Origin of the sequence: Nonomuraea sp. NPDC046570 (assembly GCF_040645915.1) — a bacterium.
Classification (GTDB): Bacteria; Actinomycetota; Actinomycetes; order Streptosporangiales; family Streptosporangiaceae; genus Nonomuraea.
Window position 1 is genome coordinate 73,939 of the sequence record NZ_JBEYZF010000027.1, and the last position, 21,799, is coordinate 95,737.

At 69.2% G+C, this 21,799-nt stretch carries 24 protein-coding genes and 1 pseudogene; 15 read left to right on the plus strand and 10 right to left on the minus strand.

Annotated features, from left to right (window positions below; genetic code table 11):
* Nucleotides 1-221: 221 nt before the first annotated feature.
* A complete protein-coding gene (locus tag ABZ911_RS32385) occupies nucleotides 222-1,853 on the minus strand; it encodes an ABC-F family ATP-binding cassette domain-containing protein (protein WP_358064556.1) in 1,632 nt (543 codons plus the stop codon).
* A gap of 34 nt (nucleotides 1,854-1,887) precedes the next feature.
* Here ABZ911_RS32385 and ABZ911_RS32390 point away from each other — a divergent pair, with 34 nt between their 5' ends.
* Nucleotides 1,888-2,292: a DUF2809 domain-containing protein gene (locus tag ABZ911_RS32390; RefSeq protein WP_358064559.1), complete on the plus strand. Its 405-nt coding sequence runs from the start codon at nucleotides 1,888-1,890 to the stop codon at nucleotides 2,290-2,292.
* Nucleotides 2,293-2,305: 13 nt separating this feature from the next.
* On the opposite strand, the pseudogene ABZ911_RS32395 reads toward ABZ911_RS32390, so the two are convergent.
* Nucleotides 2,306-2,509: pseudogene (locus ABZ911_RS32395) on the minus strand (heavy-metal-associated domain-containing protein); the annotation flags it as partial.
* Between the two features lie 113 nt (nucleotides 2,510-2,622).
* Here ABZ911_RS32395 and ABZ911_RS32400 point away from each other — a divergent pair.
* Entirely contained in the window at nucleotides 2,623-3,168 is a 546-nt protein-coding gene (locus ABZ911_RS32400; RefSeq protein WP_358064562.1) for a type 1 glutamine amidotransferase domain-containing protein, read from the plus strand.
* 33 nt (nucleotides 3,169-3,201) lie between these two features.
* Here the strand turns inward: ABZ911_RS32400 and ABZ911_RS32405 are convergent, their stop codons facing one another.
* The 4 genes from ABZ911_RS32405 to ABZ911_RS32420 all read right to left on the minus strand — a co-directional run bounded on the left by ABZ911_RS32405 (nucleotide 3,202) and on the right by ABZ911_RS32420 (nucleotide 8,188).
* Nucleotides 3,202-4,152 (minus strand): hypothetical protein, encoded by a 951-nt coding sequence (locus tag ABZ911_RS32405; RefSeq protein WP_358064565.1) that lies wholly within the window; start codon nucleotides 4,150-4,152, stop codon nucleotides 3,202-3,204.
* The gene (locus ABZ911_RS32410; protein ID WP_358064567.1) at nucleotides 4,149-5,003 is read right to left on the minus strand and encodes an ABC transporter ATP-binding protein; all 855 of its coding nucleotides are present in this window, start codon (nucleotides 5,001-5,003) and stop codon (nucleotides 4,149-4,151) included. Before ABZ911_RS32410 ends, ABZ911_RS32405 begins: the two co-directional genes overlap by 4 nt.
* Nucleotides 5,000-5,392: a GntR family transcriptional regulator gene (locus ABZ911_RS32415; protein ID WP_358064569.1), complete on the minus strand. Its 393-nt coding sequence runs from the start codon at nucleotides 5,390-5,392 to the stop codon at nucleotides 5,000-5,002. Before ABZ911_RS32415 ends, ABZ911_RS32410 begins: the two co-directional genes overlap by 4 nt.
* 81 nt (nucleotides 5,393-5,473) lie before the next feature.
* A complete protein-coding gene (locus tag ABZ911_RS32420; protein ID WP_358064572.1) occupies nucleotides 5,474-8,188 on the minus strand; it encodes an FAD-dependent oxidoreductase in 2,715 nt (904 codons plus the stop codon).
* 60 nt (nucleotides 8,189-8,248) lie between these two features.
* Between ABZ911_RS32420 and ABZ911_RS32425 the strand changes: the two genes are divergently transcribed.
* The 4 genes from ABZ911_RS32425 (at nucleotide 8,249) to ABZ911_RS32440 (ending at nucleotide 12,294) form a co-directional block, all read left to right on the plus strand.
* Nucleotides 8,249-9,151: a choline/ethanolamine kinase family protein gene (locus ABZ911_RS32425; RefSeq protein WP_358064575.1), complete on the plus strand. Its 903-nt coding sequence runs from the start codon at nucleotides 8,249-8,251 to the stop codon at nucleotides 9,149-9,151.
* A 31-nt stretch (nucleotides 9,152-9,182) separates the two neighbouring features.
* A complete protein-coding gene (locus tag ABZ911_RS32430; protein WP_358064578.1) occupies nucleotides 9,183-10,724 on the plus strand; it encodes an amino acid permease in 1,542 nt (513 codons plus the stop codon).
* A 527-nt stretch (nucleotides 10,725-11,251) separates the two neighbouring features.
* Nucleotides 11,252-12,088 carry a helix-turn-helix transcriptional regulator gene (locus ABZ911_RS32435; protein ID WP_358064581.1) on the plus strand — a complete coding sequence of 279 codons (837 nt, stop codon included), beginning with the start codon at nucleotides 11,252-11,254 and terminating at the stop codon, nucleotides 12,086-12,088.
* A complete protein-coding gene (locus ABZ911_RS32440; protein WP_358064584.1) occupies nucleotides 12,076-12,294 on the plus strand; it encodes a DUF397 domain-containing protein in 219 nt (72 codons plus the stop codon). Before ABZ911_RS32435 ends, ABZ911_RS32440 begins: the two co-directional genes overlap by 13 nt.
* A 107-nt stretch (nucleotides 12,295-12,401) precedes the next feature.
* On the opposite strand, the gene lipB is transcribed toward ABZ911_RS32440, so the two are convergent.
* The 3 genes from lipB to ABZ911_RS32455 form a co-directional block, all read right to left on the minus strand.
* The gene (gene lipB, locus ABZ911_RS32445) at nucleotides 12,402-13,043 is read right to left on the minus strand and encodes a lipoyl(octanoyl) transferase LipB (protein WP_358064587.1); all 642 of its coding nucleotides are present in this window, start codon (nucleotides 13,041-13,043) and stop codon (nucleotides 12,402-12,404) included.
* A 13-nt stretch (nucleotides 13,044-13,056) separates the two neighbouring features.
* A complete protein-coding gene (locus ABZ911_RS32450) occupies nucleotides 13,057-13,245 on the minus strand; it encodes a PspC domain-containing protein (RefSeq protein ID WP_358064589.1) in 189 nt (62 codons plus the stop codon).
* 62 nt (nucleotides 13,246-13,307) lie between these two features.
* Nucleotides 13,308-13,835, minus strand: a complete 528-nt coding sequence (locus ABZ911_RS32455) for an HAD domain-containing protein (protein ID WP_358064592.1) — start codon at nucleotides 13,833-13,835, stop codon at nucleotides 13,308-13,310.
* A 106-nt stretch (nucleotides 13,836-13,941) separates the two neighbouring features.
* Between ABZ911_RS32455 and ABZ911_RS32460 the strand changes: the two genes are divergently transcribed.
* The 3 genes from ABZ911_RS32460 (at nucleotide 13,942) to ABZ911_RS32470 (ending at nucleotide 17,093) form a co-directional block, all read left to right on the plus strand.
* Nucleotides 13,942-15,459 carry a M28 family metallopeptidase gene (locus ABZ911_RS32460; RefSeq protein ID WP_358064595.1) on the plus strand — a complete coding sequence of 506 codons (1,518 nt, stop codon included), beginning with the start codon at nucleotides 13,942-13,944 and terminating at the stop codon, nucleotides 15,457-15,459.
* Nucleotides 15,460-15,550: 91 nt separating this feature from the next.
* Nucleotides 15,551-16,117: a hypothetical protein gene (locus tag ABZ911_RS32465; RefSeq protein WP_358064598.1), complete on the plus strand. Its 567-nt coding sequence runs from the start codon at nucleotides 15,551-15,553 to the stop codon at nucleotides 16,115-16,117.
* Nucleotides 16,118-16,268: 151 nt separating this feature from the next.
* Nucleotides 16,269-17,093, plus strand: coding sequence for an undecaprenyl-diphosphate phosphatase (locus ABZ911_RS32470; protein WP_358064601.1), 825 nt, complete (start codon nucleotides 16,269-16,271; stop codon nucleotides 17,091-17,093).
* Here the strand turns inward: ABZ911_RS32470 and ABZ911_RS32475 are convergent.
* Complete coding sequence (locus ABZ911_RS32475) at nucleotides 17,056-17,475, minus strand: hypothetical protein (protein WP_358064604.1); 420 nt, start codon at nucleotides 17,473-17,475, stop codon at nucleotides 17,056-17,058. The genes ABZ911_RS32470 and ABZ911_RS32475 overlap by 38 nt on opposite strands.
* Nucleotides 17,476-17,544: 69 nt before the next feature.
* Here ABZ911_RS32475 and ABZ911_RS32480 point away from each other — a divergent pair, with 69 nt between their 5' ends.
* The 6 genes from ABZ911_RS32480 to ABZ911_RS32505 all read left to right on the plus strand — a co-directional run bounded on the left by ABZ911_RS32480 (nucleotide 17,545) and on the right by ABZ911_RS32505 (nucleotide 21,782).
* On the plus strand, nucleotides 17,545-18,153 hold the full coding sequence (locus ABZ911_RS32480) for a TetR family transcriptional regulator (RefSeq protein ID WP_358064607.1): 609 nt from the start codon (nucleotides 17,545-17,547) through the stop codon (nucleotides 18,151-18,153).
* A 130-nt stretch (nucleotides 18,154-18,283) separates the two neighbouring features.
* On the plus strand, nucleotides 18,284-18,949 hold the full coding sequence (locus ABZ911_RS32485) for a DUF998 domain-containing protein (RefSeq protein ID WP_358064609.1): 666 nt from the start codon (nucleotides 18,284-18,286) through the stop codon (nucleotides 18,947-18,949).
* A 45-nt stretch (nucleotides 18,950-18,994) separates the two neighbouring features.
* Entirely contained in the window at nucleotides 18,995-19,351 is a 357-nt protein-coding gene (locus ABZ911_RS32490; RefSeq protein ID WP_358064612.1) for a YciI family protein, read from the plus strand.
* 91 nt (nucleotides 19,352-19,442) lie between these two features.
* A complete protein-coding gene (locus tag ABZ911_RS32495) occupies nucleotides 19,443-20,699 on the plus strand; it encodes an RNA polymerase sigma factor (RefSeq protein WP_358064614.1) in 1,257 nt (418 codons plus the stop codon).
* 38 nt (nucleotides 20,700-20,737) lie between these two features.
* The gene (locus ABZ911_RS32500; protein WP_358064617.1) at nucleotides 20,738-21,589 is read left to right on the plus strand and encodes an SPFH domain-containing protein; all 852 of its coding nucleotides are present in this window, start codon (nucleotides 20,738-20,740) and stop codon (nucleotides 21,587-21,589) included.
* Nucleotides 21,582-21,782 (plus strand): hypothetical protein, encoded by a 201-nt coding sequence (locus ABZ911_RS32505; protein WP_358064620.1) that lies wholly within the window; start codon nucleotides 21,582-21,584, stop codon nucleotides 21,780-21,782. Before ABZ911_RS32500 ends, ABZ911_RS32505 begins: the two co-directional genes overlap by 8 nt.
* Nucleotides 21,783-21,799 lie beyond the last annotated feature (17 nt).

Consider the following 21,799-nt stretch of genomic DNA (forward strand, 5'->3'; position numbering starts at 1 on the left):
TCCTGAGCATGGACGACACTCGCCTGCGATGTCATTAATAGGGCAATACCGAGCGCCGCCAGGCGCGCGAGCCATCTGGTCATCTGTGCCTCACCTTCAGGCGGGGGTCCTGTTGTAGAGAAAGGCACACCATAGACACAGGGCGTGTCAACGAGTGGCGGAAAATTGTTTCATTCCCGTTTCCTGGAGCGATGTTAATTTTCACCTCGCCCCGGAACGCTCTAGCCGACGCGCCCCTCGCTCACCCGCAGGTGGCGGTCCACCTGGACGGCTTCGAGCATCCGGCGATCATGGGTGACCAGCAGCAACGTGCCCGGGTAGGCGGCGAGCGCGGACTCCAGTTGCTCGATCGCGGCCAGGTCGAGGTGGTTCGTCGGCTCGTCGAGCACCAGCAGGTTGACGCCCCGGGCCTGCAGCAGGGCGAGCGCCGCGCGGGTGCGCTCGCCCGGCGAGAGCGTGCCGGCCGGCCGCAGCACGTGCGCGGCCTTCAGCCCGAACTTGGCCAGCAGCGTGCGCGCCTCGGCCGGCGGCATCGGCGCGACCAGCGCCTCGAACGCCTCCAGCAGCGACTCCTCGCCCAGGAAGAGCCCGCGCGCCTGGTCCACCTCGCCGACCACGACGCCGGGGCCGAGCGCGGCGTGCCCCTCGTCGAGCGGCAGCCGGCCGAGCATCGCGGCCAGCAGGGTGGACTTGCCCGAGCCGTTCGCGCCGGTGATCGCCACCCGCTCGGCCCAGCCGACCTGCAGGTCGACGGGCCCGAGGGCGAACGAGCCGCGCCGGACGACCGCGCCGCGCAGGGTGGCGACGACCGCTCCCGCGCGGGGCGCGGCGGCGATCTCCATGCGCAGCTCCCACTCCTTGCGGGGCTCCTCGACGACGTCCAGCCGCTCGATCATCTTCTCCGTCTGGCGGGCCTTGGCGGCCTGCTTCTCGGTCGTCTCGATGCGCGCGTTGCGGCCGATCTTGTCGTTGTCGGACATCTTGCGCCGGGCGTTCCTGACGCCCTTCTCCATCCAGGCGCGCTGGGTACGGCCCCGGGCCTCAAGCTGGGCCCTGGTGTCGGCGTACTCCTCGTACTGCTCGCGGGCGTGCCTGCGGGCCACCTCACGCTCGTCCAGGTAGGCCTGGTAGCCTCCGCCGTACGTGCGGACCTGCTGCTGGGCCAGGTCGAGCTCGACGACCCTGGTGACGGTCCGGTCGAGGAACTCGCGGTCGTGGCTGACCACGACGGTGCCCGCGCGCAGGCCCTTGACGAACCGCTCCAGCCGGTCGAGCCCGTCCAGGTCGAGGTCGTTGGTCGGCTCGTCGAGCAGGAAGACGTCGTAGCGGCTGAGCAGCAGCGAGGCGAGACCGGCGCGGGCCGCCTGGCCGCCGGAGAGGGTGGTCATCGGCTGGTCGAGGCCGACGGTGAGCCCCAGGTCGGCGGCCACTTCCTCGGCCCGCTCGTCGAGGTCGGCGCCGCCTAGGGAGAGCCAGCGCTCCAGCCCCACACTGTAGGCGTCGTCGGCGCCGGGAGCGCCGTCGACCAGCGCCTGCGTGGCCGCGTCGAGATCGCGCTGAGCCTGCTCGACACCAGTACGGCGAGCCAGGAAGCGCCTGACCGTCTCGCCCGCGCGCCGCTCGGGCTCCTGGGGCAGGTGGCCGACGACGGCGGTGGGCGGGCTGAGCTGGACGCCGCCCTCCTCGGGCGTGTCAAGTCCGGCGAGCAGGCGCAGCAGCGTCGACTTCCCCGCGCCGTTGACCCCGACGAGGCCGATGACGTCGCCCGGGGCGACCACGAGATCGAGCCCGGAGAACAGCACTCTGTCCCCGTGGCCCGCGGCCAGGTCCTTCACTACGATCGTTGCGCTCATGGCACTGCGATGCTACCGGCGCTACCGTGGGCGGATGCCCCGCCTCCCCTTCGCCCTGGCCGCCGTCGTCACGATCGCGGCGGGGCTCGGCGTCCGGGCGTTCACGGACGGGCCGTTCGCCAAGTACACGGGAGACGCGCTCTACACGGTGCTGCTCTACCTCTTGGTGCTGGTCGTCGCGCCGCGCACCCGCTCCGCGGTGGCCGCGCTGATCGCGCTGGCGGCGAGCTGGGTGATCGAGTTCGCCCAGCTCCTGAACCTGCCCGTGTTCCTGCGGCCGATCCTCGGCAGCACCTTCAACCCGCCGGACCTGTTCTGGTACGCCGCCGGGGCGCTGGCCGCGCATCTGGCCGCGCTCCTGGTCCAGGGGCGCGGCCAGCGGCAGGTCAGTGGCAACCGCCGGAGCCGCAGCAGGACCCCTCCGCCTGAACGAGGGTGATCGTGTCCGTACGGCCGGCCGGCTCATACCCCGCCTCGACGACCGCGGCGGCGACGAGCGTGTCGTCCAGCGGCGCCTCGTGGCTCACGGTCACGGCCTTGCTCGCCAGGTCGACCTGGACCCCGCTGACGCCTGGCACCTTGCTCACCTCGGCGGTCACGGAGCTCACGCAGTGCCCGCAGGTCATGCCCTCGACCTGGTAGGTGGTGACGGTCATCCCTCTCTCCTCTCACTCGCAGGAGACCCACTATATACCCCCCTGGGGTGTGTGCGCATAGATCGGGACCATCCGGGCATGGGAAGAGTTCACGCAGCTCAGAAGGGGGATTCATGATTCAGGGCAAGATTGTGGCGTTCCTGGTGGCCCCGGAGGGGGTCGAGCAGATCGAGCTCACCGAGCCGTGGCGGGCCGTCGAGAGCGCGGGCGGCACACCCCGGCTGGTCTGCACCGAGCCCGGCCGCGTACAGGCGTTCTACCACCTGAACAAGGCGGACACCTTCCCCGTCGACGCCACCGTGGACGAGGTGTCGGCCGCCGACTTCGACGCCCTCGTCCTGCCGGGCGGGGTCGCGAACCCCGACCTGCTGCGTACCGTGTCGGAGGCCGTCGCGTTCGTCAGCGACTTCCACGACCTGGGCAAGCCGGTGGCCGCCATCTGTCACGCGCCATGGACGCTGATCGAGGCCGACACGGTACGCGGGCGCACCCTCACCTCGTGGCCGAGCCTGCGCACCGATCTGCGCAACGCGGGGGCGACCTGGGTGGACAAGGAGGTCATGGTCTGCACGAACGGCCCGAACACGCTGGTCACCAGCCGCAAGCCGGACGACCTCAAGGCGTTCTGCGAGACCTTCGTCGAAGTTCTCGGCGACTGACCTCAGGCCTTACGACGAAGGGCACGGTTGACCTCAGGCCTTGCGGCGCAGGACCCGGGAGACGGTCACCGCCCCGAGGGCCCCGGCCGTCGTGAGCAGCAGGGCCGCCTCGGTCAGCTGGAAGCGCCAGAACTGCGTGGGTTCGTGCAGGTAGACGATCTGCCGATAGCCCTTGCCGGACAGGCAGCGCAGGAACGCGTCCTGTTCGGCGGAGGACCGGCCGACATCCGTCCCGCGCGGGCAGACCCCCTGCGGCGTCTCCTCGGTCTCGTTGCCCGCCGGGTCCAGCCAGGCATTGCGGAGCAGCCGCTGGTCCCCGGTGTACCTCCATTCCCTGGCGTCCACCCGGGTCGGCTCGGCGTAGTAGGCGCTCAGCTTGAACAGGCCCATGGTCGCGATCGCCACCACGGCCACCACGACGGCCATCGCCGGAAGCGTCCTGCGCAGCAGCGCCCCGGCCGCCGCGCCCACCACGAACGCGAACAGCCACCACGCCGCCGGCGCGACGCCGACCATGTTGAACGTCCCGACGTTGCCGAAGACGTCATGCCGGCCGAAGACCGGCCGCCACAGGCTCACCATCGCCGACATCAGCAGGCCCGCCGCGGCCACCACGGCCGCGATCAGCCCCAGTTTGACCGCCAGCCACCGCCCGACCGGCACCGACTGCGTCCAGACCAGCCGGTTGGTGCCGCGCTCGTACTCCCTGCCCAGCAGCGGCGCCCCCCAGAACGCCCCCACCAGCGCGGGCGCGACGATCGGCAGCCACCCGTACACGTTGTAGACCATCTGGTAGCGGTCGCTGAGCGCCGCGTTGAGATCACCGCAGACCAGCGCCAGGCTCGGGCACCCGGCGGGCGCGTGCTCGGCGATGTACCCCGCCGCCTCCAGCCCCGACACCAGGAACATCACCCCCAGCACCAGCAACATCCCGAACGTGACGACCAACTGCGCCCGATGCTGCCGAAACGTCAGCCAGATCACGCCCCCACCCCCGCGGGCCTGGGCAGCGCGGCCTCATCGGGACTGCGCAGATACGCCATCACCAGATCGTCAAGACTCGCCTGCCGCACAACCCACCGCGGATCGACCACCCGCACTCCCTTGACCAGCAACGTCGCCTGCCTCTCGGCACGGCTCGCGCCGACCACCCGCGCCCCCTGCGGCAGCGACCCGGCCAGCTCGACCGGCCCCGAGAGGATCAGGTGCTCGGCCAGCAGATCCTCGATGTCGCCGCTGACCTGCACCCGCCCGCCGTTGAGCACGACCAGCCAGTCACAGGTCTCCGCCAGGTCGGAGACCACGTGCGAGGACAGCACGACCGTCATGCCCGTCTCGGCCACCCCTGTCATGAGCGAGCGCATCACGTCATGCCTGGCCAGCGGATCGAGGTTGGCCAGCGGCTCGTCCAGGACGAGCACCCGGGGCCGCCTGGCCAGCGCCAGTGTGAGCGCCACCTGCGCCTGCTGGCCGCCGGACAGCTTGCCGACCTTGCGACCGGTCGGGATGCCGAGCCCGGCGAGCCTGGCGAGCGCGCTCTCCTGGTCCCAGCCGGGGTTGAGCCTGGCGCCCAGCTTGAGCATCTCGGCGACCTTGAAGCCGTCGTAGAGCGGCTTGTCCTGGGCCATGAAGGCCACTTCGCCCGCCGTGCGCACCGATCCCGTGGTGGGCCGCAGCAGGCCGACGACCGCGTGCAGGAAGGTGGTCTTGCCGGCGCCGTTGGGCCCGACGAGCCCGACCACGCGCCCTTCGGGGATGCTCACCGAGCAGTCGCGCAGCGCCCACGACCGCTTGTACCGAATGCCGAGGCTCATCGCCTCCAGCGCGGCGTTCACGCTATTTCCTCCCGAAAGGTGTCGCCGAGGACCAAGGTGAACAGGGCCTCCAGGTCCTCCTGGTCGAGGCCCGCCTCGCGGCCCTGCTGTACCCACGCGGTCAGGCCCCGGCGCAGCCGGGTCTGGTCGGCCAGAGTCGCGCCGCCGATCGAACGCTGGACGAAGGTGCCCATGCCCGGACGGCCCATGACCAGGCCCTCGCGCTCCAGCTCGCGGTAGGCCTTCAGCACCGTGTTCGGGTTGATCGCGAGCCGGTCGACGACCTCCCTGGCGGTGGGCAGCTTGTCCCCGGGCTTGAGCAGGCCGAGCCGCAGCGCCTGCTTGACCTGGTGCACGAGCTGCAGATACGTCGACACCCCCGACCCTCGGTCGAGGTGAAAATCAATCACCGATAACACCCTTTCACTATTTCAATAGTGAAAGGGTGTTGCATCTAGGGCGGCGCTGTCAATCCACCGACTCGGCGCCGATCAGGTTCCGGGCAGGCGGCGGATGCGGAGGTTGGCGGGGTCGTAGAGGGGGGCGTCGACGAGGTCGGCGTCCACCCAGGTTCCGTTCACGCCCACCTGCGCGCGAGTGGCCTCCCTCGGCAGGTACGCGTAGGCGATCGAGGCGTCGACCCGGTGGCCGTACCCGCCGCTGGTCACCCGGCTCGCCGGAGCCCCGTCCAGCCGCACCGGCTCACCCCCGACGCACACCTGCCGCGAATCCGCCACCACCAGACACCTGAGCCCCCACTCCGGCTCCCGCCGCAACGCCGCCCTCCCCAGAAACTCCTTCCCCTCATGTACGGCGAAGCCCAGCCCCGCCTCGTACGGCGAGGTCTCCGGCGTGATGTCCAGCCCCCAGACGCGGTAGCCCTTCTCCAGCCGCATCGAGTCGATCGCCCGATACCCGCCCGGCCGCAGGCCGTACGGCTCACCCGCCTCCATGAGCGCGTCCCACAGCGTGAGGCCGTACTCCGCGGGGCAGTAGAGCTCCCAGCCGAACTCGCCCACGAAGGTCACCCGCTGCGCCAGCACCGGCACGTACCCGACCGTGATCTCCCGGGCCTGGAGGTAACCGAACCCGAGGTCGTCGCCGGACAGCGTGGCGAGAACGCCGAGCGCCTGCGGCCCCCAGAGGCAGTAACACGCGTACGCCGAGGTCACATCCCGCACCTCGATCCCACCCGGCGACAACCCCTGACCGGCTCCCTGGGCACCGTCGTCCCCCTCGCTTTGAGCTCCGTTCCGGTTGCGCGTGGCGGCGGCGCGCAGCCAGGCCGCGTCGTGGACGCCGAAGGCGGTGCCGGTGACGAGTCTGAACCGGTCTTCGGCGAGCCGCGTCACGGTCAGGTCGGCCTCGATCCCGCCCCGCTCGTTGAGCAACTGCGTGTAGACGACCGACCCGACCGCCTTGTCCACCTGCCCGGCACAGAGATACTGCAGCCACCCGAGCGCCCCCGCCCCGGACACCTCCAGCTTGGCGAAGGACGTCTGGTCGAACAGCCCGGCGGCATCCCTGGTCGCCAGGCACTCCTCCCGCACCGCGGGCGACCACACCCGCCCGGCCCACCCCAGCGGCCTTACAACCCCAGCCCCACTCGGCCGCGAACCCACGCCACTGCCGACCTCCGCAGGCAGGACGGTCTCGGGTGCCCCTGCGGGTGTGACGGCCTCGGCCGAACTCGTGGGCGCGACAGTCCCGCTCGTCCCCGGCGGCGCCATGCCCTCGGACGCCTCCGGTCCCTCCCCGTTGGCCGGGGCGAACCAGTTGACGCGTTCCCAGCCGGCCTTCTCGCCGAACACCGCGCCCAGCGTCACCTGGCGGGGCCAGGCGGGCGAGCGGCGCAGGGGGCGGGCGGCGGGGCGTTCCTCGCCCGGGTAGACGATGTCGTAGTACTTCGAGTAGGAGTCCAGGGCCTTGGCGGTGGCCCAGGCGCTACTGCGGGCGTGGGCGCCGAAGCGGCGGATGTCCATGCCGAACATGTCGTACTCGGGGGTGCCGTCGGTGATCCATTCGGCCATCACCTTGCCCACGCCGCCCGCCGCCGCGAGACCGTGGACGCAGAACCCGGCCGCGACCCAGAAGCCGCGCACCGCGGTCTCGCCGAGCAGGAACTCGCCGTCCGGCGTGAACGCCTCCGGACCGTGCACGATCTTGGCCACCTGGTCCTCGGCGAAGACGTCCGCGCTCTGCCGCGCCAGGTCAGGAAGCCGATGCCGCGCCGACTCCCACGATTCCTGAAATTTCGGGAAATTGGGCGGGAAGAGCGTCTTGGGGCTGCTCAGCGGGTCAGGGTCCTCCCAGATCTCGGGTGTACGGATATATCCGCCAACCAGGTAGGCGCCGGACTCTTCCCGGAAGTAGACGATGTTGTCGGGATCCCGCACCGTCGGAGCCGTGGACGGGACCCCGAGGGGCGCCGTGACGACGTACTGATGCTTGATCGGCACGATCGGCACATCCACCCCGCCCATCGCCCCGACCCGCCCCGCCGCCGCCCCAGCCGCGTTGACCACGACCTCAGCCCTGACGACCCACTCCTCCCCGGAAACTCCCTTCTCGGTCCCGGAAATGCGACCACCAGAACCCGGAACGCCGCCCTCCGCCGCACCCGAACGCCGCAGCCGTACCCCGGTGACAGCACCGTCCGCCACCTCCACGCCCGTCACGCGCACCCCGGTCAGCACCCGCACGCCGAGCTTCTCCGCCCCGGCGGCCAGCGCGCGGGCGAGCAGGGCGGGGTCGAGCCACCCGTCCCCCGGCAACCACAGCGACGCCAGCACGTCCGCCGAGTTGAGCTGCGGCATCCGCTCCGACGTCTGCCGCCCGGTGAGCAACTCCATGTCCAGCCCGTACGTCTCGGCCGCGCCGGCCTGCCGGACCAGTTCCTCCAGTCGTTCCGGAGTGGTGGCCAGCCGTAGCCCACCGACCCCGTGCCAGCCAGGATCCAGCCCGGTCGAGGAGGCCAGTTCCGCGTAGAGGCCCGCCGAATACATGATCATCCGGGTCTGGGTGACCGTCGAGCGGAGTTGCCCGACGAACCCCGCCGAGTGCCAGGTGGTGCCCTCGGTGAGCGCGTGTCGCTCCACAAGCACCACGTCTCGCCAGCCAAGACGGGCAAGGTGGTAGGCGATGCTGCAGCCCGCCACACCCCCGCCGATCACTATCGCCTGTGCCGAATCGGGAATTTCAACCACGATGTAACACCTTGCCCGCGGGATCGGAATGGTCTAAACGTAGGCCAAAAGGAGTTCTGCATGCCAGATGCTCTCGACGACATGACCGGACTCGTGACGGCCTGGGCCGGGCGGCCGGTCAAGCAGACACCGATCAAGGGCGGTCTCAGCCACCGCATCTCCAAGGTGGAGACGGACGACGGCGCCCGCTGGCTGCTGCGCGTGCTCGACCCGCGGGTCTGGGAGGCGGGCCTGGGCATCCCGCTCGACCAGGAGGTCGCCAACACGCTGTGCGCGGCGGCGGCCGGTGTCGGCCCGGAGGTGGTGCACCACTTCCCGGAGGCGGGCGCGCTGCTGCTGGAGTACCTCGACGGCGTCACCCTCGACGCCACGCGGGTCCCGCACCACCTGGACGGGATCGCCACGGCCTGCCGCAAGCTGCACGCGGGCCCCAGGTTCGTGAACGACTTCTCCATCTTCGCCAAGCTCGCGGAGTTCCGCGCGCTGTGCGCGCGGCACGACCTGCCCACCCCGCCAGGCTACGACGACGTGCTGCCGGTGGTCGCCGACATCGAGCGGGCGATTCCGGTCCATCCGACCGTCCCCTGCCACAACGACCTGCTCGCGGAGAACTTCATCGCGATGGGGGCGGAGATCCGCATCGTCGACTACCAGCTCTCCGGCAACAACGACCCGGCCTTCGAGCTCGGCGACATCGCCGCCGAGGCCGACCTCGACCCCGACCAGACGGCCCGCCTGACCAGGGCCTACTTCCGCGACGGCGACCACGACGCCAGGGTCAGGCTCTTCCTGATCATGTCGAACGTCACCTGGACGCTGTGGTTCGCGGTGCACCACGGGCTGATGTCCAAGCACGCCGACTTCGACTACGAGGCCGAGGCGGCGAGCAAGTTCGCCAGGGCCGTACGAGATCTGGGCGACCCGGGCCTCGGCTCGCTGATCGACGACGTCCGGAGGCGCTGACCTCCGGTAGCACCACACACGAGGAGACCTCATGACCCCCGACGAGGATTCCAGGCGGCTCGCCGAGCTCGGCTACAAGCAGGAGCTCTCCAGAACCTGGAGCGGCTTCTCCAACTTCGCCATCTCCTTCTCCATCATCTCGATCCTGGCCGGCTGTTTCACCACCTTCGGACAGGCCTGGAACAACGGCGGCCCCATCGCCATCTCCTGGGGCTGGCCGCTCATCTCGATCTTCATTCTGATCATCGGTCTGTGCATGTCGGAGCTGGTGTCGGCCTATCCCACCGCGGGTGGCATCTACTGGTGGGCGGCGAAGCTCGGCAAACCCATCCACGGCTGGTTCACCGGCTGGCTGAACCTCATCGGGCTCATCGCGGTCACCGCGTCGGTCGACTACGGCTGCGCGACCTTCCTCAACATCACGCTCAGCCGCCTCACCAGCGGCGCCTGGGAGGGCACGCTCACCCAGGCGTTCGTCCTGTTCGTGATCGTGCTGGCGCTGCACGCCCTGATCAACATCTTCAGCCACCGGCTGATCTCGCTGCTGCAGAACGTCTCGGTCTGGTGGCACGTCGCGGGCGCGGCCGTGATCGTGGCCATCCTGATCTTCGCGCCCAGTGACCACCAGTCGCTCGGCTTCGTGTTCACCGAGACGATCAACAACTCCGGCTTCGGCGACGACACCGGCGGCATGCCGTTCTGGCTGTACGTCCTGCCGCTGGGCTTCCTGCTCACCCAGTACACGATCACCGGCTTCGACGCCTGCGCGCACGTGTCGGAGGAGACGCAGGGCGCGTCCACGGCGGCGGCCAAGGGCCTCTGGCGGTCGATCTTCTACTCCGCGATCGGCGGCTGGATCCTGCTGCTGTCGTTCCTGTTCGCCGCCACGAACGTGGACGAGATCAACAAGCAGGCCGGATTCGTCGGCGCGATCTTCACCACCGCGCTCTCCTCACCGCTGGCCACCGCGATCTTCGCCATCTCCACGATCGGCCAGTTCTTCTGCGGGATGAGCTGCGTGACCTCGATGTCCCGGATGACCTACGCGTTCTCCCGGGACGGCGCCGTGCCCGGCTGGCGGCTCTGGTCGCGGGTGGACCGCAACCGCACACCGGTCAACGCCATCCTCGCCGGATGCGTCGTCGCCGCGCTGATCACCCTGCCCGCCCTCTACGCCCCCGCCGGGCTCACCACGCCGGTCGCGTTCTACGCCGTGGTCTCGATCGCGGTGATCGGGCTCTACCTGGCCTTCCTCATCCCCATCTGGCTGCGGCTGCGGATGGGCGACCGGTTCGTGCCGGGGCCGTGGACGCTCGGCAGGAAGTACAAGGTGCTGGGCTGGATCGCGGTGGTGGAGATCGTGATCGTGTCGATCTACTTCATCATGCCGTTCGCGCCCGCAGGCGTGCCCGGCAACCCCGACTTCGCCTGGACATCGGTGAACTACGCCCCGATCGCGGTGGGCGTGGTGCTGATCGGCATCGCGCTGTGGTGGACGCTGTCGGCCAAGCACTGGTTCACGGGCCCACGCCGCACGATCGACGAGACGCCCGCCGAGGAGACCGTCGGCTGAGGTGACAGAAGGGCCTCCGCCGCGCTGCGCTTCGCGACGGAGGCCCCCACCCCTGCTCCGACACGCAGGGGCCACGTGACCGGCGTACGGCCGGGCCGGCGCCGGTCACGAGTCAGGAGGCTTTGACAGCCCGGAAGTGCTGGCGCTGATACTCCGCGTGGACGCGGCGCTTGAGATCCGGCAGCCGTTCGTCACAGAGAACCTGACTGTGCCCCTGAGCGAGCATCGCGGGGGACAGACTCTCCGTGCGTACGGCCAGCCAACCGCCCGTACAACTCTCGAAGTACTGCCAGCCCGGCGTCTCGACCGAGCTATCCATTGGAGGTGCTGCACAGGATGCACGTGTATTTCACCGGACTCATGGAAGCCATCTGCGCCACACCGACCTTGTCGTGGAAATGAGGTGGTGAAAGAGACTCTCGCAAATATCGGCTACGGTCGGTAGTTGAATCGTCGCACTTTCCTTGCACGAATACCGGATCGCGCTACACAATGAGCCCGTGTCCCCATAGAGCGACGGGAGGGCGATGGCCGTGCAAGGTGACGAGCAGGAATCCGCGTTGGTGGAGCCGCGACTGGATTTCGGCGCCGCGCTACGTGAATTCCGCATATCCGCTGGAATTCGGCAAAAAGATCTGGGCAGGAGCCTCGGCTGGTCGCTCTCCAAAATCAGCATGATCGAGCGCGGCGAGCGTACGGCGGACGAGGAATTCGCGCGCGGCGCCGACAGGGTTCTGGGCGCGGACGGCGCACTGACCGCCGCCTGGCGGGACGCGACGATGTACGCCGCGCGCCTGCCCGCCTGGTTCCATCGGTGGGTGGAAGTGGAGCAGGAAGCGCACACACTCCGCACATGGGAGCCGCTCATTGTGCCCGGACTGCTTCAAACGGAGGAGTACGCGAGGGCGATCTTCAGCGGAAGACCCCGGAACACCTCAGCCCAGATCGAGGCATCCGTCAGCGCCCGAATGGAGAGACAACTCATCCTGGACCGCGAAAACGCGCCTACGCTGAGGGTAATACTGGACGAAGGCGTGTTGAAACGCTCACTCGGCAGCAGGGAGGTGATGGCAGGACAAATGACGCATCTGATTGCGATGGCGGAGCGTCCACATGTCACCGTGCATGTACTCCCCCAAGACTCGTGGCTTTCCACAGGACTTCTAGGAGCATTCACTCTCGCCAGTAGCCCCCGAATGCCGGACATGGCATATGCGGAAGCGGCGACACAAGGCCAAATCTCCGCTGACCCCGACCGTGTCGCTGAGGTCACCGCAAGGTTCGAGACGCTTCACGGTGATGCTCTTTCCCAACGGGCATCGCTCGACTTGATCAGGGAGACGGAGCAGCAATGGAAGAAGTAGGCAACGAAGCTCTCGCCAACGCGGTCTGGCGCAAGGCGACGAAGAGCGGCGACAACGGTGGAAACTGCATCGAGGTCGCTCCCCTGCCCGGCGGTCGTGTGGGGATCCGGGACACCGAGCGGCCGGATCTGGCTCCGTACATCGTGAGAGGCGCGGTCTGGGACGCGTTCATCGACGGAGCCAAGAAGGGTGAGTTCGACTTCTGAGCGGAGTGGTGTCCAAGTCGGTGCTCGCGACCCGGTGTTGGACACCCTCCCTCCGAAGTCGGAGCAGCATAGCCTACCCGAAGACGCAGGAACGCGGACCGTGCGGGCTAGTCGCGGACGGCCTGGAAGGCCCGTGCCACGGCGGCCTTCACCCCGGCCATGTCGGCGCCCCCCACCTCGCGGCTGACCGAGGTCATGTCCACCTCGGGCATGCCGCACGGGATCGCCCAGTGCCATGGTTCGAGGTCGCCGTCAACGTTGAGGGCGAAGCCGTGGCTGGTCACTCCGCGGCTCTGCCGCATGCCGATGGAGATGATCTTGCGGCCGGTCTCCTTCGTCCACACACCGGTCAGCAGCTCCGAGCCGGGCGGGGTGTCGCGGCGCTCGGCGGGCAGGCCGAGCGCGGCCAGTGCCTCGACCAGGCGCAGCTCCACCTCGCGCACATAGTCGACGATGCCCTCGCCCTCGGCGAGCTTGACGATGAGGTACCCGACCAGCTGGCCGGGTCCGTGGTAGGTGAGCTGGCCGCCCCTGCCCGTCTCGACGACCGGGATGCCGCGGGCCGGGTCGGGCAGGTGGTCGAGCGGCGTGCGCCGCCCGACCGTGTAGACCGAGGGGTGGCTCAGCAGCCAGAGCGTGTCTGCACGCTCGTCGCGCTGGCGCGCCTCGACCAGCTCGGTCATGCGCTCCATGGCCTTGTCGTAGTCGACCAGGTCATCCTGGGTCAGTGACAGGGGACGGTCCTTCATCCCCCCAGCATATTCAGTGTGTGTACGACTTCGGCGCCTGCGGCATGATGATCCACAGGACGACGTAGAGCACCCACATGGGCCCGGGGAAGAGGGAGAGGATCAGCCAGACGACCCTGACGAGGGTGGGCGGCAGGCCCAGCTTGTCGGCGATCCCGCCGCAGACTCCGGCCAGCATCTTGTGTTCGTTCGAGCGGTACATCGCTCTCCTCCGTAAGTGTCGGTACACCTGGTTCAACGCCCTGGACGATGAACCGGTTTCCGCTACCTACCCTGGGAAAACCCTGACAGGGTCAGCCAGTCGTGCGCCATCGCCAGGTGCTCGCCGGTCAGGCCGCGTTCCGGATCGACGTGGACCAGCAGGAAGTCGCCGACACCCTGATGCTTCCTGAGGTAGTCCTCGTCCGCGTCGCGGGTCTGGTCGTCGAACCAGACGAAGGGGCGGCCACGCACGTAGTCGGCGACGTACGGCGTCTTGAACATCTCTTCGGTCTCGCTGAGCCGCGGCGGCCCCATCGGGATCACCGGCAGTTGGGGCAGGCCGAGCCGTGGCGCGATCCACTCGTTGGCCGCGTCCTCCCAGGTGGTGGCCCAGACCAGCTCCGCCCGCGTACGAAGGGCCAGGTCAAGAAGTCGCGCACCGTGCCGCGCGTTGAGGTGCACGGTATAGGTCTCGCCGATAACCTCGCATCGGTAGCGCCGGAAATCCGGTGTCGGGCGGCCGAACGGGTTGAGCACCCCGTCGACATCGACCAGCAGCAGACTCCTCGACCAACCTTCGCGCGGATTCACCCGCCCAGACTAGTTAATCCTCATTTGGCGGGTTAAGTTCCGATGAAATGCATCGGGGGACCCATTCCGACTGGAGGGCTATATGCGCCTGAACCTCCGACGACGCTTGGTTCGCGCACTGGCGGTCACCACGGCGGTCGCACTGCCGCTGACGTTCGTGGCACCGGCGAACGCCAGTCCCGTTTCCGACGTCCTGGCTCACCTCCTCACCAAGGCGGTCAAGCCACAGAACGTCAAGAAACACCTAACCAAGTTCCAGGAGATCGCCGAGGCCAACGGAGGCAGCCGGCACGCCGGATCCCCCGGCTACGAGGCTTCGGTCGCCTACGTGTCCGACAAGCTGCGCAAGGCCGGATACAAGGTCACCTACACCAACGTCGAGTTCCCCATCAACTGGGAGGAACTCGCCCCGCCCGTGTTGGAGCGGACCGCTCCCAGCCCCAAGACCTACGCCACGCCCGCCGACTTCGTCACCGTCGCCTCCTCGGGCAGCGGCGACGTGACCAAGCCGATCACCGTGGTGGACCCGGTCCTGCCGCCCACGCCCGCGCCAAGCTCGACGGCGGGGTGCGAGGCCAGTGACTTCGCCGGTTTCCCGGCGGGGAACATCGCGCTCATCCAGCGCGGCACCTGCCCGTTCGTGCAGAAGGCGAACAACGCCAAGGCGGCCGGCGCCGGTGGCGTGATCTTCTTCAACGAGGGCCAGCCGGGCCGGACCGACCCGTACGTCTTCGACATCGGCGAGTGGCGCTACGGCTTCCCCGTGGTGTTCACCAGCTTCGCGGTCGGCAACGAGCTGGCCTCCGCCCCCGGCACGGTCGTGCACCTCAAGACCACGACCAAGGTCGAGGTGGGCACCTCGACGAACGTGATCGCCGACAGCCGCTGGGGCAACCCGAACGAGGTCGTCATGGTCGGCGCGCACCTCGACGGCGTCCCCGAAGGCCCCGGAATCAACGACAACGGCTCGGGTTCCGCGGCGATCCTGGAGACCGCGCTGCAGCTCAAGCTGGTGCCCACCAAGCACCGCGTGCGCTTCGCCTTCTGGGCGGCCGAGGAGCTCGGCCTGCTCGGCTCCGACCAGTACGTCGAAGGGCTCTCCCAGGCCGAACGCGACAAGATCAGGCTCTACCTGAACTTCGACATGGTCGCCTCGCCCAACTACGGCAACTTCCTGTACGACGGCGACGACTCCGACGGCGCCGGCTCCCCCGCAGGCCCGCCGGGATCGGACGCGATCGAGAAGACGCTGGAGAAGTTCTACGGCAAGAAGAACATCAAGTTCCAGGGCACCGACTTCGACGGCCGCTCCGACTACGGCGCGTTCATCGACGTCGGCATCCCCGCCGGCGGCATCTTCACCGGCGCCGAGGTCATCAAGACCCCTGAGCAGGCCGCGCTCTTCGGCGGCACCGCGGGCGTCGCCTTCGACGCGTGCTACCACGCGGCCTGCGACAACATCACCAACATCAACATGACCGCGCTCGACTTCAACTCCGACGCGATCGCCTACTCCACCGCCACCTACGCCTTCGACCTGTCCGGCATCCCTGACCGGAACGCCGCCGCCAGGTCGATGACGGCTCAGGCTCCCTCCCCCGTCCCCGCGGGCGCGGCGAGCTGATCCACCCGGGGGTACGGCAGGCCGCGCGCGGCGCCTGCCGTACCCCTGAGCACCATAAGGTGGGCATTCCCGCACAAATCGGAGAAGCCCCGTGGATCCGCGTTCCCTCCATTCCCAGCAGCGGCTGCTCGTCCGCCAGAAGGTCACCATGATGGTGAACCGCTACGTCGTCCACCTGGAGCAGCCCGACGGGTCCGAGGGCCCGATGGTGGCCTTCGCCGAGCAGAAGCGGATGACGTTCAAGGAGCAGGTGACGCTCTACACCGACGACTCGCGCCGTGAGGTGCTGGCCGGGTTCAAGGCGCGCAACGTCATCGACCTGGGCGGCGGCTATGACGTCTCCGACGGCGCGGGCCGGCCGTTGGGCGTCTTCCGCAAGGACTTCGCCCAGTCCCTGGTGCGCTCCACCTGGCACCTCGACCAGCCCGGCCTGCCCACCCTCACCGGCCGGGAGCGCAGCCTGCCAGTCAGCCTGCTGCGCCGCTTCATCGACTCGCTGTCCTGGCTCCCGTACCACTTCGACTTCGGCCAGTCCTTCTCGGTGGAGAAGAAGTGGGGCCTGCGCGACCGCTACGTCGTCTCCGTCCCCGACCCCCGCCTCGACCGCCGCCTGGTCATCGCCATGGCCGTCGCCCTGGACGCCCTGCAGTCCCGCTAGCGCCTGCCGTAGACACCCACGCCACTCAGTCCTTGATGTTCCGCGAATGTCTACGCTTCGGACACCTGGAAGTGGATGACACCTACCTGATGTGAATTCGCCTCCGCTAGCCTCACCTGGTGCTCCCCGAACCCTGTGAGAGGTGTGACTCGTGATCGGCTGGCTCGAAGCGGTAGTGCTCGGTCTGATCCAGGGACTCACCGAATTCCTGCCGATCTCCTCCAGCGCGCACATCCGCGTGGTGTCGGCCTTCTTCGGCTGGCAGGACCCGGGGGCCGCGTTCACCGCGGTCATCCAGCTCGGCACCGAGGCGGCGGTGCTGATCTACTTCCGCAAGGACATCTGGACCATCATCTCCACCTGGACCCGCGCCCTGTGGACGCCGGAACTGCGCGGTCACCCCGCCGCCAAGATGGGCTGGTTCGTCATCGCCGGCACCATTCCCATCGCGGTGCTCGGGATCACGTTCAAGGACGAGATCGAGACAGTCTTCCGCGACCTGCGCCTGATCGGCACCACGCTGATCGTCTTCGGCCTGGTCCTGTGGTTCGCCGACCACACCGCCCGCAACAAGCTCACCCTGCAGAAGCACCTGAGCCTGACGCACGCCCTGATCTACGGCGTGGCCCAGTCGCTGGCGCTGATCCCGGGCGTCTCCCGCTCAGGCGGCACGATCACCGCGGGCCTGCTGCTGGACTACCGGCGCGAGGAGGCGGCGAGGTACTCCTTCCTGCTGGCCATCCCGGCCGTGCTCGCCTCGGGCGTCCTGGAGCTGTTCGAGATCGGCGAGGGCCAGGCGCCCGCCTGGGGGCCGACGATCCTGGCCACGATCATCTCGTTCATCGTCGGCTACGCGGCGGTCGCGTGGTTCCTGAAGTACATCAGCACCCACCGCTTCACCGGCTTCGTGATCTACCGGATCCTGCTGGGCGTGTTCGTCATCGCGGCGGTAAGCCTGGGCTGGATCCCCGCGTAGTGAAGTCGGTCCGGGGCAGTCGGCTGGCCAGCGCGAAGAGGGCGGCGAACAAGGTCCAGGCGGCCACGTAGGCGACCGGTTCCGCCCATGTCTCGGGCAGCACGTCGCTGATCATGTCGCGGCCCTCGAAGTAGGCGACCAGCGCCGCGAGCGCCGCCGGGACGGCCCCCCACCAGCGCTTCCACCACACCTCGTGGACCACCACCTCGAACGCCACCAGCGCGACCGGGCCGAGCAGCATCAGCTTCATGCCGGGCGGGTCCGGCAGCACGTGCGCGATCACGGTGATCGCCACGGCGGAGACGGCGGTCAGCAGGACGACGGTGCCGAACGGAGCCGGTTCGTCGCGCGGGTCCGTGATCGGTAACGGCTCATCGGTCACGACCCTCATTGTGTCCGATCCCGTGCGGCGCCGCCCTGGAAGCGGAATTCAACATGGTTGAATAGTGCGGTGACAGAGCTCTCCGCGGACCGGGGCAGGCGTCCTGGAGGCCCGCCGACCAGGGAGGCCATCCTGGCGGCGGCGATCGACGCCTTCACCACGCGCGGCTACGCCCAGACCACGATCAGAGGCGTCGCCCGTACGGCGGGCGTCGACCCCGCGCTGGTCATGCACTTCTTCGGCAACAAGGACGGCCTGTTCCAGGCGGCGATCAGGGAGGGCGGCCTGCCGGTCAGGCGCCTGACCGAGGTGATCGGCGGCGACCTCGACGGGCTCGGCGAGCGGCTGGTCACCCGCTACCTGGAGCTGTGGGAGGACCCTCAGGTCGGCCCCAGGCTCTACGCGATCCTGCACGCGGCCTCCTCGACACCGGCGGCGGCCGCCATGCTCAAGGGGTTCATCCAGGACGAGGTGCTCCGGCCGCTGGCCGCGCACGTGGGCGGCGAGCAGGCCGAGTTCCGGGCGCTGCTCGTCGGCTCGCAGCTCATCGGCCTGGCCATGATCCGCTACGTGCTCCGCGTCGAGCCGCTGTGCACGGCCTCCGTGGACCAGGTGATCGCGAACGTGGCCCCCACGCTCCAGCGCCATCTCACCGGCGAACCACCGACAGCGCACTGACCTGCGAAAACACCGATGCAGAAAAAATCTTGAAAAAGATGTGGCCGACCTGTCGAATCGGCATGGCGCCGTTCGAAGCGTAGTCAGAGGGCCGGGAGAGACCCGGTCCGCGACTCGACAGGAGAAGGCCATGACCCTTCAGGCGACCAAGACCTGCGACCCGCGCACGAGCCTCACCCGGTCGCTCCTGGGTTATGGCGTCATCGCCGGGCCGGTGTACATCGTGGTGTCGCTGTCCCAGGCGCTGACCCGGGAGGGCTTCGACCTCGCCCGCCACCAGTGGAGCATGCTGGCCAACGGCGGCCCCGGCTGGATCCAGGTCGCCAACCTGACGCTGGCCGCTCTGACCACCCTGGCCTTCGCCTTCGGCCTGCACCGGGCCCTCCCGTCCGGGCACGGCTCGACCTGGGCTCCCCGGCTGGTGGGCGTGTACGCCCTGAGCATGGCGGGGGCGGCGATCTTCCCGGCGGACCCGGCGATGGGCTTCCCGGTGGGCACCCCGGAGGGCCCCGGGGCGATCAGCCTGAACGGGATGCTCCACTTCGCCTGCGGGGTGGTCGGCTTCGCGGCCGTGGCCGTGGCCTGCTTCATCCTCGGTCGCCGCTTCGCCGTCGAGGGCCGTACCCAGTGGGCCGTCTACTCCCGGGTCAGCGGCGCCCTGTTCCTCGTGTCCTTCGCCGCCGTCGCGATCGGCGCCGGCGCCGTCTGGGCCAACCTGACCTTCGTCGCGGGCATCCTGCTCATCTGGGCATGGCTCTCGGTCCTGTCGCTCCACCTCTACCGTCGCGCTTCCTGAAATATCAACTGATCACTGTCTGAAGGAGACAACACCATGCGATACATGATCACTGTCACGGTCACCCAGCAGCCTGCCACCCCGCCGCCCGCCGACCTGATGGAGGCCATCGCCAAGCTCGGCGCGGAGGCCACCGGCGCCGGCGTCCTGCTCGACCAGGGCGGGCTGGCCCCGAGCGCCCAGGGCGCGCGGCTCGCGCTCACCGGCGGCAGGCTGAGCGTCACCGACGGCCCGTTCGCCGAGACCAAGGAACTGATCAGCTACGCCCTCTACCAGGTCAGCTCCAAGGAGGAGGCCGTCGAGTGGACCTCCCGCTTCCTGAAGCTGCACCGCGACCACTGGGCGGGCTGGGAGGGCGAGGCCGACGTGCTGCGGGTCTTCGGCCCCGAGGACTTCGCCTGAGCTAGAACCGCGACACCCGACCCGGCCAGGGAGCCCCTTGGCCGGGTCGTCGCGTATCCAGGGCCGGGGCGAGGTGCTTGGATCGGGTGCCATGACGGATCCGCATCAGGTGGTCGAAGCGGTGTGGCGGATCGAGTCCGCCCGGGTGATCGCGGGCCTGGCCCGCATGGTCCACGACATCGGCCTGGCCGAGGAGCTCGCGCAGGACGCGCTGGTGATCGCGCTGGAGCAGTGGCCGGTCTCCGGCGTACCCGACAATCCAGGCGCGTGGCTCATGCTCACCGCCAAGCACCGCGCGATCGACCAGCTACGCCGCAGGAACCGGTACGAGCACAAGCTCGCCGAGGTCGGCAGGGACATGGAAGTCCGCCAGGAGTCGGCCGAGGCCGAGCTGGACGACTCCCTCGACGACCACATCGGCGACGACGTGCTGCGCCTGCTGTTCACCGCCTGCCATCCGGTGCTGCCCACCGAGGGACGGCTGGCGCTCACCCTCCGTCTGCTCGGCGGCCTGACCACCGAGGAGATCGCCCGAGCCTTCCTGGTGCCCGAGCCGACCGTCGGGCAGCGGATCTTCCGGGCCAAGCGCACCCTCGCCGACAAACAGGTGAAGATCGAGCTGCCCGCGCAGTCCGAGATGCCCGAGCGGCTCTCGTCGGTGCTGGAGGTGATCTATCTCATCTTCAACGAGGGCTACTCGGCGACCGCTGGCGACGACTGGACGCGCCCGTCGCTCTGCGAGGAGGCGCTGCGCCTGGGCCGAACGCTGGCCGCCCTCATGCCGCAGGAGGCCGAGGTGCACGGCCTGGTCGCGCTGATGGAGATCCAGGCCTCCCGGCTGCGCGCGCGGACCGGCCCGGACGGCACGGCCGTCCTGCTCCTCGACCAGGACCGGCGGCTGTGGGACCGGCTGCTCGTCCGGCGCGGGCTGGAGGCGCTCGGCCGCGCCGAGGCGCTCGGCACCATGGGCCCCTACGGGCTGCAGGCCGCGATCGCCGCCTGCCACGCCCGCGCGCTGTCGGCCGGGGACACCGACTGGGAGCGGGTGGCCGCCCTGTACCGGGTGCTGGCCCACATCGCGCCGTCCCCGGTCGTGGAGCTGAACCGGGCGGTCGCGGTGGGCATGGCGTACGGCCCGGCGCGGGGGCTGGAGATCGTGGACGGGCTGGTGGCGGAGCGGGCGCTGAAGGACTATCCGCAGTTGCCCGCCGTACGCGGGGATCTGCTGGAGAGGCTGGGGCGGTTGGCGGAGGCCCGTGCGGAGTTCGAGCGGGCGGCCTCGCTCACCCGCAACGAGCGCGAGCGCTCCCTCTTCCTCGCCCGGGTTCGCGCCACGACTCCTCGTTAGCTATCGTGGTGATATCACTTCAATAGCAAGGAGTCAGCATGGAGCGCCGTGCTTTCCGGATCAACGGCTTCGCCGTCCTGCTCGCCCTGGTGATCCTCGCCGCGGTGGCCGCGGGGGTCGGCGCGGGCGCGAGCGAGCCCGTCCTCATCGTGGCGATCGTCGTGGCCGCCGTCATCGTGGTGCTCGTGTCGACCGGGTTCACCGTGATCAACCCGAACGAGGCCAAGGTCGTGCAGTTCCTCGGCCGCTACGTCGGGTCGGTGGCCGACGCCGGCTTCCAGTGGGTGCTTCCGTTCACCAGCAAGCGGAAGATCTCGCTGCGGGTGCGCAACTTCGAGACCGCCAAGCTCAAGGTCAACGACGCCGACGGCAACCCGGTCGAGATCGCCGCGGTCGTGGTCTACAAGGTCGTCGAGACCGCCCGGGCGACGTTCGCGGTCGACGACTACGAGATGTACGTGGCGATCCAGTCCGAGGCGGCCGTGCGGCACCTGGCCACCTCGCACCCCTACGACTCGCACATCGCCGAGCGGGTCAGCCTGCGCGACGGCGCCACCGTGGCCGAGGAGCTCACCGCCGAGCTGCGCGAGCGCACCGAGCTGGCCGGCATCGAGGTCCTGGAGGCCCGCATCACGCACCTGGCCTACGCGCCCGAGATCGCCCAGGCGATGCTGGTGCGCCAGCAGGCCTCCCAGGTCGTCGCGGCCCGCACGCAGATCGTCTCGGGCGCCGTCGGCATGGTCCAGCTCGCGCTCACCAGGCTGGCCGAGGAGGGCGTCGTCGACCTCGACGAGGAGCGCAAGGCGCAGATGGTGTCCAACCTGCTGGTGGTCCTGTGCGGCGACAGGGCGACGCAGCCGGTGGTCAACGCCGGCAGCCTCTATGCCTGAGGAATCGGGTGAGCCTGGCAGGCAGCGCGCCAACGAGCGCAAGAAGCTCCTGCTCAGGCTCGACCCGGCCGTCTACGACGCGATCGCCAGGTGGGCAGCCGACGACCTGCGCAGCGTCAACGCCCAGATCGAGTACGCCCTGCGCCTGGCGCTCAAGCAGGCTAGCCGCGCCCCCCGCAAGGACTCGCCCTGAGCGCTTCTGGCGCGACC

What these genes read in the sequence shown, in the direction of transcription:
- ABZ911_RS32385 (WP_358064556.1), bottom strand. Translation starts at nt 1,853, where the DNA reads ATGAGCGCAACGATCGTAGTGAAGGACCTGGCCGCGGGCCACGGGGAC.
- ABZ911_RS32400 (WP_358064562.1), top strand. Translation starts at nt 2,623, where the DNA reads ATGATTCAGGGCAAGATTGTGGCGTTCCTGGTGGCCCCGGAGGGGGTC.
- ABZ911_RS32450 (WP_358064589.1), bottom strand. Translation starts at nt 13,245, where the DNA reads ATGTACCGCTCGAACGAACACAAGATGCTGGCCGGAGTCTGCGGCGGG.
- lipB (WP_358064587.1), bottom strand. Translation starts at nt 13,043, where the DNA reads ATGAAGGACCGTCCCCTGTCACTGACCCAGGATGACCTGGTCGACTAC.
- ABZ911_RS32505 (WP_358064620.1), top strand. Translation starts at nt 21,582, where the DNA reads ATGCCTGAGGAATCGGGTGAGCCTGGCAGGCAGCGCGCCAACGAGCGC.
- ABZ911_RS32440 (WP_358064584.1), top strand. Translation starts at nt 12,076, where the DNA reads ATGGAAGAAGTAGGCAACGAAGCTCTCGCCAACGCGGTCTGGCGCAAG.
- ABZ911_RS32490 (WP_358064612.1), top strand. Translation starts at nt 18,995, where the DNA reads ATGATCACTGTCACGGTCACCCAGCAGCCTGCCACCCCGCCGCCCGCC.
- ABZ911_RS32485 (WP_358064609.1), top strand. Translation starts at nt 18,284, where the DNA reads ATGACCCTTCAGGCGACCAAGACCTGCGACCCGCGCACGAGCCTCACC.
- ABZ911_RS32390 (WP_358064559.1), top strand. Translation starts at nt 1,888, where the DNA reads ATGCCCCGCCTCCCCTTCGCCCTGGCCGCCGTCGTCACGATCGCGGCG.
- ABZ911_RS32425 (WP_358064575.1), top strand. Translation starts at nt 8,249, where the DNA reads ATGCCAGATGCTCTCGACGACATGACCGGACTCGTGACGGCCTGGGCC.
- ABZ911_RS32495 (WP_358064614.1), top strand. Translation starts at nt 19,443, where the DNA reads ATGACGGATCCGCATCAGGTGGTCGAAGCGGTGTGGCGGATCGAGTCC.
- ABZ911_RS32500 (WP_358064617.1), top strand. Translation starts at nt 20,738, where the DNA reads ATGGAGCGCCGTGCTTTCCGGATCAACGGCTTCGCCGTCCTGCTCGCC.
- ABZ911_RS32435 (WP_358064581.1), top strand. Translation starts at nt 11,252, where the DNA reads ATGGCCGTGCAAGGTGACGAGCAGGAATCCGCGTTGGTGGAGCCGCGA.
- ABZ911_RS32430 (WP_358064578.1), top strand. Translation starts at nt 9,183, where the DNA reads ATGACCCCCGACGAGGATTCCAGGCGGCTCGCCGAGCTCGGCTACAAG.